General features: G+C 68.1%; 18 protein-coding genes and 1 tRNA gene. 3 read left to right on the forward strand and 16 right to left on the reverse strand.

Annotated elements, in window-relative coordinates; translation table 11 throughout:
* Positions 1-445: 445 nt before the first annotated feature.
* Positions 446-703: a hypothetical protein gene (locus ABIB16_RS05145; protein ID WP_134377518.1), complete on the forward strand. Its 258-nt coding sequence runs from the start codon at positions 446-448 to the stop codon at positions 701-703.
* A gap of 151 nt (positions 704-854) precedes the next feature.
* Here ABIB16_RS05145 and ABIB16_RS05150 read toward each other — a convergent pair whose 3' ends face one another.
* The 15 genes from ABIB16_RS05150 to ABIB16_RS05220 form a co-directional block, all read right to left on the reverse strand.
* Positions 855-1232 (reverse strand): hypothetical protein, encoded by a 378-nt coding sequence (locus tag ABIB16_RS05150; RefSeq protein WP_049145134.1) that lies wholly within the window; start codon positions 1230-1232, stop codon positions 855-857.
* Positions 1229-2077, reverse strand: a complete 849-nt coding sequence (locus tag ABIB16_RS05155) for a hypothetical protein (RefSeq protein WP_049145136.1) — start codon at positions 2075-2077, stop codon at positions 1229-1231. The genes ABIB16_RS05150 and ABIB16_RS05155 overlap by 4 nt, the downstream gene beginning before the upstream one ends.
* Before the next feature lie 268 nt (positions 2078-2345).
* On the reverse strand, positions 2346-2726 hold the full coding sequence (locus ABIB16_RS05160; RefSeq protein WP_049145137.1) for a hypothetical protein: 381 nt from the start codon (positions 2724-2726) through the stop codon (positions 2346-2348).
* 4 nt (positions 2727-2730) lie between these two features.
* On the reverse strand, positions 2731-4635 hold the full coding sequence (locus tag ABIB16_RS05165; protein ID WP_049145140.1) for a type IV secretory system conjugative DNA transfer family protein: 1905 nt from the start codon (positions 4633-4635) through the stop codon (positions 2731-2733).
* Complete coding sequence (locus ABIB16_RS05170; RefSeq protein ID WP_049145144.1) at positions 4635-6137, reverse strand: putative type IV secretion/conjugal transfer ATPase; 1503 nt, start codon at positions 6135-6137, stop codon at positions 4635-4637. Before ABIB16_RS05170 ends, ABIB16_RS05165 begins: the two co-directional genes overlap by 1 nt.
* A complete protein-coding gene (locus ABIB16_RS05175) occupies positions 6137-7726 on the reverse strand; it encodes an SCO6880 family protein (RefSeq protein ID WP_060973428.1) in 1590 nt (529 codons plus the stop codon). Before ABIB16_RS05175 ends, ABIB16_RS05170 begins: the two co-directional genes overlap by 1 nt.
* Positions 7726-8766, reverse strand: a complete 1041-nt coding sequence (locus tag ABIB16_RS05180) for a hypothetical protein (protein ID WP_060973427.1) — start codon at positions 8764-8766, stop codon at positions 7726-7728. Before ABIB16_RS05180 ends, ABIB16_RS05175 begins: the two co-directional genes overlap by 1 nt.
* A gap of 32 nt (positions 8767-8798) precedes the next feature.
* Positions 8799-9104 (reverse strand): hypothetical protein, encoded by a 306-nt coding sequence (locus ABIB16_RS05185; protein ID WP_060774791.1) that lies wholly within the window; start codon positions 9102-9104, stop codon positions 8799-8801.
* A 183-nt stretch (positions 9105-9287) separates the two neighbouring features.
* Entirely contained in the window at positions 9288-9950 is a 663-nt protein-coding gene (locus ABIB16_RS05190) for a hypothetical protein (protein ID WP_060973426.1), read from the reverse strand.
* Between the two features lie 86 nt (positions 9951-10036).
* The gene (locus ABIB16_RS05195) at positions 10037-10333 is read right to left on the reverse strand and encodes a hypothetical protein (protein WP_036340685.1); all 297 of its coding nucleotides are present in this window, start codon (positions 10331-10333) and stop codon (positions 10037-10039) included.
* Entirely contained in the window at positions 10330-11139 is an 810-nt protein-coding gene (locus ABIB16_RS05200; protein WP_231119441.1) for an RNA polymerase sigma factor, read from the reverse strand. Before ABIB16_RS05200 ends, ABIB16_RS05195 begins: the two co-directional genes overlap by 4 nt.
* A 35-nt stretch (positions 11140-11174) precedes the next feature.
* The gene (locus ABIB16_RS05205; protein WP_061873033.1) at positions 11175-12233 is read right to left on the reverse strand and encodes a helix-turn-helix domain-containing protein; all 1059 of its coding nucleotides are present in this window, start codon (positions 12231-12233) and stop codon (positions 11175-11177) included.
* Complete coding sequence (locus ABIB16_RS05210; protein ID WP_354436090.1) at positions 12230-13363, reverse strand: DUF2637 domain-containing protein; 1134 nt, start codon at positions 13361-13363, stop codon at positions 12230-12232. Before ABIB16_RS05210 ends, ABIB16_RS05205 begins: the two co-directional genes overlap by 4 nt.
* A complete protein-coding gene (locus ABIB16_RS05215) occupies positions 13360-14127 on the reverse strand; it encodes a helix-turn-helix domain-containing protein (RefSeq protein WP_231862087.1) in 768 nt (255 codons plus the stop codon). The genes ABIB16_RS05210 and ABIB16_RS05215 overlap by 4 nt, the downstream gene beginning before the upstream one ends.
* An 83-nt stretch (positions 14128-14210) precedes the next feature.
* Positions 14211-14438, reverse strand: a complete 228-nt coding sequence (locus ABIB16_RS05220) for a helix-turn-helix domain-containing protein (protein WP_060974140.1) — start codon at positions 14436-14438, stop codon at positions 14211-14213.
* Between the two features lie 161 nt (positions 14439-14599).
* Between ABIB16_RS05220 and ABIB16_RS05225 the strand changes: the two genes are divergently transcribed.
* Positions 14600-14863: a helix-turn-helix domain-containing protein gene (locus ABIB16_RS05225; RefSeq protein WP_223246458.1), complete on the forward strand. Its 264-nt coding sequence runs from the start codon at positions 14600-14602 to the stop codon at positions 14861-14863.
* Here the strand turns inward: ABIB16_RS05225 and ABIB16_RS05230 are convergent.
* Positions 14825-14896: transfer RNA gene (locus ABIB16_RS05230), tRNA-Asn, on the reverse strand. The two genes, ABIB16_RS05225 and ABIB16_RS05230, sit on opposite strands and share 39 nt — an antisense overlap.
* A gap of 203 nt (positions 14897-15099) precedes the next feature.
* Between ABIB16_RS05230 and ABIB16_RS05235 the strand changes: the two genes are divergently transcribed.
* Positions 15100-15765, forward strand: a complete 666-nt coding sequence (locus ABIB16_RS05235; protein WP_060974139.1) for a PepSY domain-containing protein — start codon at positions 15100-15102, stop codon at positions 15763-15765.
* Positions 15766-15770: the final 5 nt, after the last annotated feature.

Raw genomic sequence — 15770 nt, forward strand, 5'->3', positions numbered from 1 at the left:
CCACTACAACTACCATCGGCCTCATACCTCCTGCGGAGACGCTCCTCCGGCCTCGTTGGCACCGGCCCGAGTCAACAACGTCATGCCCTCCTACAACTAGGCCGAAAGCGACTTAGCATAGCTAAGTATCTAACTTGCTCCGGCTCCGCCGGTCCGCACCCTGCACGCCCTCCTGCGCCCCTGCACGCCCTCCTGCGCCCCTGCACGCCCTCCTGCGCCCCTGCACGCCCTCCTGCTGCTTACCGCCTCCGCCTCAGCCACCGACCCGTCTTCTGACGCACCCAACGACCAACCCACTGACGCAACCACCGACCCCCAACCAGTCCCGATCCTCGCTGGTGTCGAAGAAGTCAAAAATGACCAGGTCCCGACTTCGCTCCAGAACCTGGTGGGGTCGTTGATGCTGACAAGCGCCCTCCCTATCGTCGTGGGATTCTGGACCGTCATGTTCGGTGCATCCATCCTCATCCGCAAACGAGCAGTCGCATGGGCCACACTTGTTGTCCTGGTCAGCTTGTCAGCCATCGTCAGCTACAAGTTCAAGAGCACCATCACCGACCTTCAGAACCAGGGCCACGACATCGCGAACCTTAGCCTGGACGGGTGGACGTGGTTTGCACTTGCTCTGATTCTGGTTGCCTCGATCCTGCACGTGATCTTCGAGACCGCACGGCATCGTCGCGCCACCAATCGCACTGACTGACCCCAACACGACGGCCAGCCTCAGCCTGAGCCAACTATTCGAAGGCATCACAGGCTGGCCGTCCTGACTGAATCTCCTACGTCAGACCGAGAAGCCCGCGGCCCCGATACCTCTCCGGTATCGGGGCCGCTCCGTCATGGTGCTCCTGTAGTCAGCTCTGCGTCACAGCGACCTGGAGCTTCCGTTCGATTGCTTCGACGCATTCCCGACGCACGGCCTGATACCGCCCAGCACCCTCCTGGCGTTCATCGAAGTGCCCACCATGAGCCAGCCCCGAGAACAACACATCCGTGCGCTCGATAACATCGGTTCCGGCCAACTCGAACACGCGGTACCGGGACCGGTACGGCGCCCCGTTCTTCGTCATCCGCCAGCCACCGTCGCTGAGCATGGCCAGCACGGTGCCGTACTCCCGCTCCACCCACATTGCGCCGGTGCGGTCGTCCTCATAGAGGTCCCACTCCTGCCTGTCCATTTGCTGGACCCAGTGCATGTTCCACGGGCTACCGGTGCCGCGAACCCAGTTCATCGTCGTTCCTCCTCGCTCGAGTCTTCCGGCTGTTGCTCATCTCCCAGGGTGCCCCAGATGTGCCCGTCCGGGGAGCTCTCCCACTCCACACTGAGGTCGTCCCGACTATCAGCCACGGACACCGCCAGCCGTGGAGCCGACGGCGTAGACGAGGACATCTCCAGCACCACGGCCACGTCTTCAGGCTGCCGGGAGGCGGCCAGCCCCACCGGGTTCGACACCGCGACCTGCCCGCCGTCGCCGTCCACCACACGTGCCCGCACGTATTGCACGCCCGTCGCGGGTCGTTCGAGGGTGTCCTGTTCACGGGTGGTACCAGCCCAGGCCGTGAAGTCGTCCTCGTCGTAGTCCAGCGTGAACGCTGGCCGGTCTCCGTACGCCTCGGGCTCCTTGTGCCTCCCGATCTTCGCGCAGCCGGCCTCATCCACCATGCGGCGCAGACGCGCGGTGAGCATCTCCACATGCGGGTGCCACATCATCATCGGGCCCAGCCCCGGAGCCTGTTCCTCCCAGACCTTGTACTCCATGCACATCGCCGCATACAGCTCGGCCGTCAGGTCCGAGTGCTTGTACCAGCAGGGTGGCACTACCGAGGTCACCAGCCGGTACTCGGCTACGAACCAGTCCACCCACCGACGCAGCGTGTTCCACGCCTCCCACTGGTGCTCTGCCTTGATCTCCCTCCACCGCGTGCCCATCCACACCGGCGGACCCTCGCCCGCGAGTTCCGCGGCGACCTCCGGGTCGACGTAGGGCAGCGGAGTTCCCGTCTGTCCGTCGTCATCGGCGGCCGCCGGCGCCTCCCAGTCCGTGGGCTCGTCGTCTTCAACCCAGGGCGATGCCATCAGTTCCGTCCTTCCCTCGTGTACCGGCGTGCTGGCCCGCCCAACAGCCTCTCGAGCCGGGCGAACAGCTCCTCAACGGCCTCGCGCCCGTCTGCCCCGGTCGAGCGCATGTAGCGATGCGCGGCGTCCTCGCATGTACCGCACAACCACACCCCGATTCCGCCGGTGGCACGACACTCGGCGCGGTCCAGGTATCGTCCATCGGCGCAGTGCCACCTCGTGGAGACGGGCCGCTGGCAGACATGGCACCGTGCACCCCCGTCCGTGCTCATGCCTGCCTCTGCCGGATCATCCTGGCCACGATCACGACCGTGGCCCGCCTGCGGTCCCATCCAAAGAACTCCTTCTTGCCGTCCATGATCTGATGCAGCCGCTGATGGTGGTCCCGGCACAACGGCATCAGGTCGTTGTGCGCTTCGCGGGCCTGCCACCGGCCCTCCTCGTCCTGGCCCACGCCCTTGTACGAGACGTGGTGCAGGTCCAGGGTCCCAGCCTGGGTCAGCGTGATCCCGCAGACCTGGCAGGCCGGCTCTTGGCCGGCCTGCCGGCAGTCTGCGAACCACCGCACCCGCCTGTACCCCCATGCCTGGGACCGCAGGTACCGCTTGTACTCGGCCGAGCTGGTGCGGTGCAGCCCGAACCTGCCCATGCCCTCACCGCACCGGGATCGCCGGGGCCGTCTCCGGCACCGGGTCCAACGCCGCCACGGATTCTTCGGCCCGGTCCGCGTCGGTCGGTGTGGACGGGGCCGGGTCCTTGGACTCCAGCTCAGCCAGCAGCGCCTTCGAGTACCGCCCCGCGGCCTCCTTGATCTGCTTGCCGTCCTTGCGGTCCCACCAGCGGGTCATCTGCATCAGGATCGGACGCCCATTACGGTTCAGCAGGACCCCCCACCCGAACGGCAGCCGACGCAGCTCCGCGACCGAGACCACGTCGGTGTCGTGGATCTGCTCGGAGACCGAGGTGTGGTCCTTGCCGCGAGACTTCGAGGTCCGCATGATCTTGCGCTGGCCGGCCAGCTTGGCGAACTGCTCCAGGTCGGACACGTTCGAGGCACCCCCGAGCTGGACCTTCACCGTGGCCGCATCGAACAACGCCTGCGCCTGCTGCTCGCCCCACTCGTTGCGGGCCTGAGCCATCGACTGGAACACCGCGAACGGGGAGATGCCCACGCCGCCGCCGTCAGCCATGAGCTGGGTCAGCCCCGGCCAGGCACCGGAGATGTTCGCAATCTCATCGAGCACCAGCGACAGCGGCGGGTCGAGCCGGTTCCCGGGCGACTTCGCCGCCAGCTCGCGCGCCCGCTCGGTGATGGCGTCCATCATCGCGATCAGGAACGGCCCCGCCGACGAGCCGCCGGTCTTGGTGCCCACGATGTAGAGCGTCCCGCACTCGGTGAGGAACTTGTCGATGTCCAGGGTCTCCTCGAACCGGTTGGGTCGCAGCACGTCGCGGACCTCGGGCACCGACAGCCCCTTGACCGCACCTTCGACGCCGAACCACTTGGACTGGAGCAGCTTCGGGTCGCCCTCGATGATGCCCTTGAGCACCAGGTTCCAGTTCAGCGCGGCCTTGGGATGTTCGGTGAGGATTTTCACGGCCTCCTTGGCCTCGGCCGGGTTGTTGCCCCACCGCATCAGGTCATCCACGGTGCGCTCACCCAGCGCCGCGGCGTGCAGCAGGCACTCCATGATCGTGATGGCCGGGGCCTGCCACTCCGCGTTCGAGCTGGAGGACCCCAGGCCGGAGGCACCGATCAGCGACGCCGCCCGCTGGTTCGCCACACGCGGCTCTTCACAGCCCGTGATCGGGGACCACTTCAGCGTGGAGGGCTGACCGGTCAGTCCCTGCGGGTCGAACAGGGCCACTGGTCCCTTCTTCTTGCGCAGCTCGGCTGTGGCCCCCAGGTTGTCCGCACGTGAGCTGGTCGTGATGACCGGGCCGGGTGCGTCGAGAATCGCGCCGATCAGCAGGTGCACGCCCTTGCCCGAGCGCGGCGGGCCGATCAGCACCACCGACTCCTCGTAGCTCGCGAACACGTCCACGCCCTCGGCCTTGCCCAGGCGCATGGCCCCGTCCGTGATGGCCGGCTTCTTGATCGAGGGCCGGACCTTCTTCACCCGGGACAGCACCGACTTGCGGCCCACCGTCTTGGTGATCTCCGTAGACCGGGCCAGGCCCTCGCGTTCGCGCAGCTCCTTGATGAACTTCTTGTCCGACTGCTGGTATCGGCTCCACGCCGTCACCGCGACGCCGATCAGCACGAGCACCAACACACCCAGACCGATCAGCCAGCCGATGACCCCGCCGGTGGTCGCCGTGCATCCCTGCGCGGTGGCCCCGAACGTGGCCGGGTCGTGCTCGCCCACGAGGAAGCCCAGCGGCGCGAACAGCGAGTCCGGCTTCGTCGGTGCCCCACAGTGGATACGCCCGGCCAGGAACCCGGCCAGCAGGTACGCCCCGTAGAGCAGCACGGCCGGACCGATGAGCCAGATCAGTGCCGTCTCGGCCGGGCTGTCCCCTTCCAGGACCGAGTTGTTGCCACGTTCACGTCGCATCAGGCCACCGCCTCCTTCGCCTTGTCCATGCGCTCGTCCGTATCGAACAGCGGCAGCTCGGCCCGCGTGAGCACGTTCTGCACCTCGAACGAGGAATCCCCCAGACGCCACAGGCCCGTGCCCTTGGGCAGGGACCGCACCAGGGACCGCTCCCGGTCGGACAGTTCCATCTCCGACGTCGTGATCTTCAGCGCGGACCGGTCCTGCCGGTAGATCACCTTCACGTCCGCGTCGGCCAGCAGGGACCGGGCCATCGCGGCCATCTTCGAGCTCTGATCACCAGCCATGTCCAGGTCAGCGATCTTGTGCAGCACAAGCACGTTGAAGATGCCGTAGGCGCGGCTGAGCTTCCACTGCTCGACCATGCGCCGCAGGTCGGCCTCGGAGCTGATGTTGTCCCAGCCCTCTTCGTAGATCACGATCCGCTGCCCGCCGTCGCGCGTGGTGACCATCGCTTCGGTCCACGCGCCCGCGCACGCGTTGACCACGCGCACCGCCTCCGGGGAGGCACCCAGCAACGCGGAGGTGTCGATGCTCGTCGCGCACGCCTGATCGTCCAGGACCACCGTGGTCTCCCCGTCGAACATGCCGGCCAGATCGCCGGAGGACACGCGGCCCAGCGTCATCATCGTCACCGACGCGGCCTGCGCCTTCATCGCGTCCGGGTCCGTGCGGGCCGCGTCCAGCGCCCGGATCACGTCCGGGATGATCGGCGGACGTCCCTCGGCGTCCGCGACCGCCACAGCCGCGTCCAGGCCCGCCGAGAGCACATGGTGCTCGGGCGAGGTCATGTCCCGGTCGGTGAGGATCTTCACCAGGGCCACCAAGATGGACATGCGCCGAGTCCGCACCATCGAGGCCCACGCCCGATCCGTCATCAGCTCGCCCTGCACGTCCGTCGAGGGCCGGGTGCCCGGGTCCAACGGGTTCAGGCGCGTGTCCAGGCCAGGGCCGACCTGGATCACCGATCCACCCAGGCCCTTGACCACACGGGTCCACTCGCCCTTCTTGTCCGAGGCCACCGAGAGCTTGCGCCCGGCCAGCACCTGCCGCACCGCCAGCGACTTGGCCAGTGACGACTTCCCGGTGCCCACCTGACCGAACAGCATCATCGACATGCCCGAGATGATCCCGGCCTCATAGAGTGCCCACGGGTCGAAGCAGAACGCGCCGCCGCCGTGCATGTCCTTGCCGATCATCAGCCCGCGCGCACCCAGACCGGGGCCGGCCACGAACGGGTACGCCGTCGAGGCCGTATGCGTCGTCGTGCGGACCGGCCGCGGGGCCAGCGTGCGCATCCCCCGCAGCTGCCGTGCCCCGCGCGGTCCGGCCTTGCCCCACTGCGGCTGAGGGAACCGCACCTCCTTAGCCTGCGCAGCCATCGCCTTCCGCAGCGCCCGCTGGCCTCGCTCCAGCTCCCGGGCCGCACGCTTGGCCTCTCGGGCTTCGTCCTTGCCCGGTTCGATGATCTGGAACAGATCGACCTTCGGTTCTTCACGCATCAGAGCTTCATCCTTCCGAACGGCAGGGCACCGGCCACGAACGCCGCGTCCTGCTCCATCCACACCGGGCGCAGCTCGCACCCGGCCGTGATCCCGGAGGCCACGACCTCCGCAGCCGCGGACTCCAGCTCGGACCGCGAGGACCCGGTCACCGTGACCAGCACGACGACATCCACGCCCGTGTGCCGACGCCGCAGCTCGGCCTCCTCGCGCTCCACGTCCTCCAGGGACTGGTCATGTTCCAACGACCCGATGCGCCCGAGCTTGCTCATCAGCCGCGAGTTCGTGTGCCAGTCCGTCTTGCGCCGCTGCACGGACCGCACCGCGGCCCCACGCTCCACCGGAGCCAGGAACACCGAGACCGTGTGCCGGAAGTCCCCGGCGAACACCAGCTCGTCCAGGAACCCCAGCCGGGCCAGGTTCTGCGGCAGCTCGGAGACCTTGTAGGTGCGGTGGTAGTTCCCGTCCGTGACCATGTGGCCCGCATGGACCTCCACGGCCATCGGTCCCGCGCTCGAGGGCGCGGTACCCGCCGTCTTCCCGTCCGCCTTCATGGTCGAGACCATCACCGAGGCGTCCGGGTCGAACGCCGACCGCGAGAGACCGGCCAGCGTGCGCGGAGAGTGCCAGGCGGTCACCTGGGTCCCCGAGCGCGGCAGCGTGCTCTCCACCGTCGTCATCAGCTTGAGCATGTGCTCCATGAGCGCCGGGGTGCCCCCGCCGAGCGCCTTGACCTGCGAGGTGATCTTCGACGGGGAGACCACCAGCGTCAGCCACTGCTCGTGCACCGGCATCGACTGGGCCTCCTTCATCAGCTCACGGAACGCCTGGTCCAGGAACGGGTCGACGCTTGCCCCTGACCGGCCCGCGCCCTCCTGCTTGGACTCGTAGAAGTCCTCCACGGCCGCACCGGAGATGAGCGTCGTCTGATCCGACGCCTGAATCCGCACCACACCCGGCAGACGCGACAGCGCCGCCAGCGACGATCCCCACGACAGGGACCGTTCCTCCTGAGCGTCGAAGGACTCCAGGTCAAAGCCCCGCGTCGTCATGACCTTCGCACAGACCACCGCTTCCCGGGCGCGCGGGTCCCAGACGAACCCGGCCCCGTTGGGCATCGCGTAGACCATCAGCTCACCGGCCACACCCGGCAGCCGGAACCGTGCCGGCTCACCCGGCTTGATCCGCCCCTTCGCATCGCGCTGAGCCTGCGGCCCTGCCTCGCTCACCGGGGCCTGCGGCTCGCCGTCCACCAGCTCCAGCACGTGTGCCGGGGCCATCCCCTGGCGGTACTCGAGCTGATCCGTTGCCCCGCGCCGCAGGTACTGCATCGCCACCCACACCCAGCCAGGCAGGGACCGGCCACGGAACCGGGTCGCGCCGAACGCGCCGATCACGGCCATCAGCCCGATACCCACGAGCATGGCCGGCCCGCCACGCAGGATGAACGCCATGCCGATCAGCACGCCGGCCAGAACCACGATCACCTGCTCCAGGGTCAGCCCCAGGATCAGTCCCTGAGTCCGTTCCTGGGGGAATCGGACGTCGTCGTACTCCGAGTCCATCGACTCCTGAATCATCGTTGCCATCAGCGGCCTCCTCGCATCACCATCGCCCCGGCACGCTGGCGCATCCGGCCAGCCCGCGCCGAAACGCCCCGCATCGAATTCATTGCTCCACGCCCGGCCCGGCTCGCGGCCATCACGCCCGCCTGCTCAGCCTGGCCAGCACCGCCGGCCAGCCACGCGGTGACTGCAAGCATGAAGATCGGCATGGCCGCGGCCACGAACACCAGCACCATGCCAGCCACGGTCTGCACCCAATCCGTGGACAATGCCGCCATCGCCATGCCCAGCCGCACAACGGCGGCTGCGAGTGGCCCGGCCATGATCAGCCCCAGCATCATCGACAGCCACCGCCCCGCCAGCGCCTTGGCCGGCTCCAGGGCCAACGAGAAGATCGCCGGGGCCGCGAACGAGGCCAAGATCAGAATCAGCACCAGACGGAAGATCATCATCGCCATCAGCACGAAGCAGGCGAAGAAGATCACCAGCGCGATGATCACCGCGACCACGATCATCCCGTTCTCCGAGTTCTCGCTGGCCATCTCCCACTGCGCGAAGTTCTCATCCAGCAGGATCTTGTCGTTGGCGGCGTCGTAGGTCAGACCGAACAGCCCCAGCACGCCGGCCACCGCCTCGTCCTGGCCATCGGTGCCACCGGAACCGACCCGCAAGATCCACAAGGTCAGCTGCTGGGTCGCCCCCATCGCCATCCACACCAGCCCGACCACCACGTAAGTCGCCGGGATGCTGAACACCGCCGCCAGGAACGCGCGCACCATGCCGGCCGTAGACCCGCGCACCGCCGAGAGCACGACCTGCACGGCCACGAAGATCATCAGCAGCGGGATCATCGCCACCACGATGATGTTCAGCATCCCCGGGTGGTCGATCACCGTGCTCTCGCCACCGGCCACCGTCGTAGTGACCTGCCCGCCGACGACCGTGACCCACCACTCCGGGGTCAGCGCACCCACGGAGAAAGCCTGCTCGAGCAGCCCGGAAGCGGCCTTCGCCAGCCCCAGGATCGAACCCCGCATGAACTCCTCGAAGTCCTTCTCCCACATCGTTCTCTCCCTCCGTGAGTGCGCTCAGGACCTCAGAACAGCGGCAGGCCAGCGCCCCAGCCGATCAGGCTCGCAGCACCGGCGATCAGGGCCGCAGCAACGATGCCCCAGACCACGAAGCTGATACCCACGTCCTGCGCGCGGCCGCTCGAGGAGAGCTTGCCGAAGATCCAGACCAGCACGCCGATGCCGACGGCGACGATCAGGATGACCAGGAAGGTGCCCAACGCCAGGCCCGTGATGTTCTGGATGGTGGGCATCCACGGCCCGTTGAAGCTCGGTGCGATGTCCGGGACACCGGCAGCCACCGTGGTGGCCGCGTGAATCAGATTGCTCATCAGAGGTCCTCCCGTAGGGATGTGATGTGACGACGGCCTGGATACCTTCCGGGCCGAACGGGCAACTCCCGCCCGCTGCCAGATGTACGACGCGCCCCACCGCCACGCATGTCACCTGGCCCGCACACGAGAAAGCCCCCACCCGCTGCATCCGCAGCAGGTGGGGGCAACTCGCAGATCAGATTAAGAGCAGTTCTGACCCCGCGTCAGCGTCAGGGTCCGCCCGGTCTGAGCACCGTTGGTCAGCGACTGACGCGCCACGTGCACCTCGACCGGCGAGCACTCGGCCGTGGCCTCGTTCTGTGCCGAGCAGTCCGGCTCACCCGACCCGTTCACCTCGCCCGTGGCGTACCACTTCACCGATGTGACGACCGTGTACGAGGATTCCGTGCCCGTAGCCTCCTTGCCCCACTCGTACCCGTCCAACGCGGGCTGTCCACCGAGCAACGCACTGATCACACGCTCACGCTCTGCCCGATCCGGCGACGGCTCCTCCTTGTCGAAGTCCCGCACCGCCTGCCGGTTGCAGGTCTGCTTCGGGGCGTTCTTCTCGATCGCGACCGACTGTGGCCTGGCCCCGGCGGGCATCAGCTCGCTCGTGCCCAGCCCAGCCCCCCAGCTCGTGCCGGCCGTGCCAGCGCCCAGCACCGTCGCCCCCACCGCCGCCAACGCGACCATCGTCCACCCCTTGCGCATCCCGCCAGGTGAGAACAAGGCCCTGCCCCACACCGCCAGCGCCACGCCAGCCCCCACCGCCAGGATCAGCACGACCAGCGCCGTCCCGACCACCCATCCACTGATCTGTGACCACCCCGACAGCCCGTCCGGGTTGATTCCGTTCAACATGTCCGACTCCTCGCCGCTCGTCTGGCCCGCTCTTGCTTCGTTGCCGTGTCTCGTCCTGGGTTCGCGGTCCCCACCGCGAAGGTCTGTCAGCGCGCCATCGCCTGCACCACCAGCACCCACACCACGAGCACCGCCAGCGCCACGGCCGCGATCACCCACCGACCCCGCGCCGAGTCCCACGCGTCCGGTACCCGCTCCTGCCACGACGTCGGCAGCGGCGCGTCCACGGACTCCGCCACCCACCGCCGCCCGGCCTCGCCTGCGCGCTGGCGCAGTCGCCGCACGGACGCGACCAGTCCCCGGTCCCGCTCTACGTAGACCACGCGCGGCTCCTGACCCTCCGGGACGTCATGGCTCTGCTCGAACTCCGTCTGCTCGCTCACTTCTCTGCCCTCTCGTTTCGGATCACCGTTGTCGCCACCCTCAGCAGGTGCCGTGTCTCGGCCAGGTACTGCCGACTCGTGGAGTGGCTGAACCCGGTGGCCTGCATGACGTCCTCGACCGTGACCGCTTCCATCCGGCCCCCCGCCTGCGCGCAGGCCAACGCGACCTGCCGCGCCCAGTCCCCCGCGTCCCCGTCGTCGGGAAGGCAGCTGATCAGCACACGCATCGTCACCGCCTGCCCCGAACGGGCCACCTCCTGCGCCGCCCGGACCACCCGGGCACAGCGCACCAGCTCACGCCGGGCCTGACGCAGTGCGGTCACCGAGACGCCCATCGCCTCCGATGCCGCCACGACGTCATCCCCGAACGCCAGCACCACGGCCAGGGCACGGGCCGTCATCTCCGAGGACTCCATGACCGACTCGACCACCCGCATCACCTCCGCGACTTCCCGGTGTGCAGCCAGCGCTTCAACCACAGCCTCGGCCGGGTCCTCCATGACCGTCGACACCGCGGTCTTCTCCCGCGCCACCGCGGAAGCCTCCAGCGCCTCCTGGCCCGCCCGCGACCGGCCGACCGCCCGCAGATGATCCACCGCTCGGTTCCGGGCGATGGTGCCGACCCAGGTCCGCAGGGAACCCCGGTCCGGATCGAACCGCTCCCGGGAGTGCCACGCGGACTCCCACGTGCTCTGGAGCACGTCCTCGACGACGTCGCCGTTGCCCGAGGGTCCGAGTACGGCCACCACCGTGCCTCGCACCGAGGCCACCGCTTCCGCCAGCTCGTCACCGGTCACCAGCACCATCCCCGCCGGAGCCACCCGGTCCGCCTGCCCGGTCATCAGTCCACCGCCTCCATCAACGCCCGTGGCATCGCCCGCCGCTCCAGCCGGCAGTGCGGGCAGTCTGCAAGCACGGCCTGCCCGTACGCCGGGATGTGCACGTCCGGGTCCTGGCACGGCTCACCGGTCCGCAGCTCACGCACCTGCCCCGAAGCAGCCGGAGCCTGAGTCACGGCGACCGGCCGGGGCCGGGTCACAGCGACCAATTCCTCGAACTCCGAGGCCAAGGACCGCGCCACGAAGGCCGTGGGCTTGCGCACCGGCCCCGAGGCCCGCGCCAAGACCACGTCCACGATGGACCGCAGCTGCCCGTCTCCGAGGTCCGCAGCCGCCGGCACCCGCTGAACCAAGTCCGCCAGGACCACACCCCGATGGACCAGCCCCACGCCTTCCCCACCGTCGATGACCTGATCGGTCCGTCGTCCGTCGTCCGTCGTCGTCTCCGCGCGCACTGCACCGGACTGACGGACTGACGGACGGACAGATGAGGGTTCTTGAGGGTTAGTCCGCGCGCGATCCTTATAGTCGGCAAAGTCGTGATTGTCGGGTGAGTCCGCCGAAATTGTCGGGTGAGTCGACTCACCCGACAGATTGTCGGGTCGCGTGTTCATGCGGGTCTCAGATTTACCCGACAGATTGTCGGGTCGCGTCTTCGTGCGGGTCTCAGATTTACCCGACAGATTGTCGGGTCGCGTCTTCGTGCGGGTCTCAGATTTACCCGACAGATTGTCGGGTCGCGTGTTCATGCGGGTCTCGGCGTCTTGGACAAGGTCGTTCAGGGCCTCTTCGCGGAGGTAGTACCTCAAGCCGATCCGCCCGCGCCCGTCCCCGTAGCGAGACTCGGTGTCCACCAGGCCCAGGTCTCGCAGGCGGGCGATGTGCCGCTCCACCGAACGCACCGTCTGGGCCGACCGCCGGGCCAACAACTCCTGGCTCGGGTGGCACGACCACGCCTCGTCCGCATGGTCACCCAGCAGCAAAAGCACGAACGCCTGGCCGGTGTTGAGTTGGCCTGTCTCCGCGACTTTCTGCGCCCACTTCATCGCTTCGATGCTCATGCCTGCTCCTCCTCGGTCCCGAATGCCTCGGCGTGCGCCTCACGGGCATCGGCCAAGCGGCGGCGCCCGGTGCGCTCTGAGCACCCGAACTTCTCTGCGACCTCCGCCGCCGAGGGCACCTGGCCCTCCTGCGCGCGGGACACGATCCATGCGGTGATGTTCGCACCCGATGCCTTCTCCACCGTCTTCGTCTCTGCGGCGACCGGCTCTGACGACGCCACGGTCTCGACGACCTCGATCCCCTGGGCGACCTGCGATTCCTCGACCACGGCCTGCGGAACCTCGCGGGCCTCGCGTTCGGTCTCGAGTTTGGCTTGACGCTCCATCCGTTCCAGCTCCTGCCGGTGCCGAGCCTCGGCCACCTCGGCCTCCCGCTCGGCCTCGCGCCGCTGGGCCTCGATCTGCCAGCGGCTCGCTGCGAGTTCGGCCTCCAGCTCCGCGCGCTGACGATCCAGCTCCGCCTGAGCCTTCAGCTGCTCTGCTTCCTCCGACACCTGCGATGCGCGCTCGGCCCGCCGCGAGTCCGGGTTCTCCACCGCGACCCGCGCCAGCTGATCCGTGGCCACGAACACCGCCACCGGAACCATCACCGCGATGAGCGCACCCACCACGGACTGCCACACGCTCGCGTTCTCAGCACTCCACGCATGCGCCCCGTTGGCGATCATCGACAGCCCCGTGAACGCCCCCAGCGCCCACCACGACGCCCGCGCGGACTCCCCTCGAGACTCGTGCACCAGTACGGAGCCTGCGTAGACCAGGATCGCCAGGTCTATGAAGACCGGCACTGCCCAATGCATGAACGGCGGCAGCCCCAGCCACGCCGCGACCTCGTACAGCGCCGCGAACGAAATGGAGAACGCCACCAGCCCGGCCACAGCGGTCCCGGCCACCACGGCCCGGATGAACCGCCCATCGTTCGGGTTGACCCGGCGCGGAAGCGTCCGAATCCCACTGTCCGTGGGCCGCGCCCCGGTGCTATCCTTTGAGTGCTCGACCAGCGTGTTCTTTGGAATGTGCACCGTCTCGGATTGAGCGTTTTCGGAAGCCCCGACAGCCTGCCCGCTGGCCGGGGCTTCCGCCCTTTTCGGCCCAGACGTTCGGGCCTCCCACATCTGCTGCGCGCTCATCGCGTGCCCTCCTCGATCTTCTTCAGCACCTCATCCAGGTCGTCCACCGCGTCCCGCAGCGTCGACCGGATCTCCGCCTGGGACTCGCCCTCGACATGCCCCACGGACCGGATCACGTGCGCCAGCGTCCGCACGCACCGCACCGAGTCCCACACGACCCCGTGCAAGTCCTCGTCTTCGACCAGCGCCTTACCCGTCGCCGGAGACACCAGCGAGGCCACCGGGGTAGCCGCCTTGATCAGCGCTGGCACCGCGGCCGCACCCGACCCGTTGAACGCAGTCAGCACACGACGCGCGCGGTTCTTCTGTTCCTCGTCGTGCCGGACCAAGTCCAGCGGCTCGATCCCGAAGTCTTCGGCCGGCATGTCCAGCACCGAGTCCAGGCCCATCTGGCCCTCGAGCACCGCCTCTGGCCCTTCGGACGACGTCGCGGCTCGCTCGCGCACCGGCTGATAGGTCTTCCCGTCCGTGCCAGTCACCCGCCGAGCGTTTCCAGGTGTCCCATTTGGGACATCTCGACCCGCCGTCGCGTCGAGTTCCCGGTGCACGGTGCTCTTAGACAACTGAGTGGCGGTTGCGATGGCGCGTGCGCTCATGCCGGCCTCACGAAGTGAGAGGACCACGTCCTGCCGATATTCCAAGGGCGGACGGAGGTGGAGGTTTCCGAACTCACGGGTCACGTAGTCGTCCCAGCTGCGGTAGCCAAGAACGGCCCAGGCCCGTCCTCGATATGCCGAACGGATGAGGTGGTAGACCGACTCCATGCCAGTCTTAATCTGGTCCGTGAGGTCACGCGCTGCCGCAGCAGTCATGGACGCGCCGTGGTCAGGGTCAACCACTGTCGCCGTCACGGCTTCCCCTCCTCGGCCTCGAACACGAAGAGGTCTCGCATCGACAACCCAAGAAAGTCAGCGACGGTCTCGAGTTCCGTGAAGGTGAAATCGCGGTGCCCGTTCATACGTGCTGACACCGATGCGCGGCTTAGACCGAGGGCTTCGCCCAGGTCCCCCATGCTTTTGTCGGCCAGGGCCAACCTGGAGCGGATTTGCAGAGTTAACTGCTTCTGTCTCGTCATGGCCACCAGTGTTGTGCTACCCGCAACACTGGTCAAGCCGTATGTTGCTTATGTAGCAATTTTTTTTCGTATCCCATGACGACTGGCCTGCCCTTCGCTACGCTGGACACATGGATGAGTCAGAAATCAAGACCGCGCTCCTCGCGGAGATCCGCGCCTGGATGGGCCGCCGGCAGGTCAACCAGTCCGACATGGCCCGGCACATGGGCCTGACACGCAGCGCGGTCAGCCGGCGGATGAGCGGACAGCAGGACTTCACGTTCCCCGAACTGGCCTCGATCGCGGGGTGGCTCGACATCACGCTCGCTGAACTGTTCGGCCCGGTCGTCCTCCAGGCACGAAGAAGCCCCCGCACCGACATGGTCGGTGCAGGGGCCTCAGGATCGCTCCCCCGGTTGGATTCGAACCAACAACCCTTCGATTAACAGTCGAATGCTCTGCCGTTGAGCTACGGGGGAATGTGCCGCGAACCGCCGGAGCCGTTCGGACAACGGATGGAACTCTACCAGAGCCCCTGCCTGCGCGCCACCCGGCCGCGGGGCGCCGTCGTCGTCCTACCCACGCCCGGGGACCGGGCCCTTGCCAGGCACGGTTCCGGCGGGCCTACGGTGCGCGGACACCCCAAAACCATCAGGAACGGACCCGAAGGAGAGACGTGTCCATGACCATCACGACCCTCACACGCAAGACCGCCCTGACCGGCACGGGCATGCTCGCCGCCCTCGCCCTCGCGGCCTGCGGCACCACCTCCGACAACGGCGACGACGGCTCCGCCTCGCCGGGGGTCGACGCCTCCTCGGCGGTGGCGAGCACCCCCACCACGGACGACGCGTCGGGCTCGGCGTCGTCATCAGCCTCCTCCGCTTCGGCCTCGTCGACGGCCGCCGCGGCCGGCAGCGGCTCGGCCACCGGCCAGGCCGACGAGCCCGCCTACGCGGTGATCGACGCGGTCCTGGAGAAGTACGCCGACGGCATCATCGTCGCGGTGGATGCCAACGACGATGACACGACCTGGGAGGTCGACGTCGTGGTGGGCGAGGGGGCCAAGGAGCTGGACGTCACCGCCGACGGCGACATCACCGAGACCGATCGCGAGTCGGATCCCGAGGACGTCCAGAAGGCGAAGGAGGCCGAGGTCACCGCCCAGCAGGCCCTCGACACCGCCCGGGAGGGCCGTGACGGGGTGACCCTGGACGAGATGGACCTGGAGGACGACAACGGCACCCTCCAGTGGGAGGTCCGGTTCGATCGCGAGGACGGCTCCGACGGCCCCGAGGTCGAGATCGACGCCACGTCCGGCGAGGTGCTCACGGTCGACGAGCGCTGACGCCG

The sequence above is a fragment of the Micrococcus sp. UYEF5 genome (assembly GCF_040546065.1).
Taxonomy (GTDB): domain Bacteria; phylum Actinomycetota; class Actinomycetes; order Actinomycetales; family Micrococcaceae; genus Micrococcus; species Micrococcus luteus.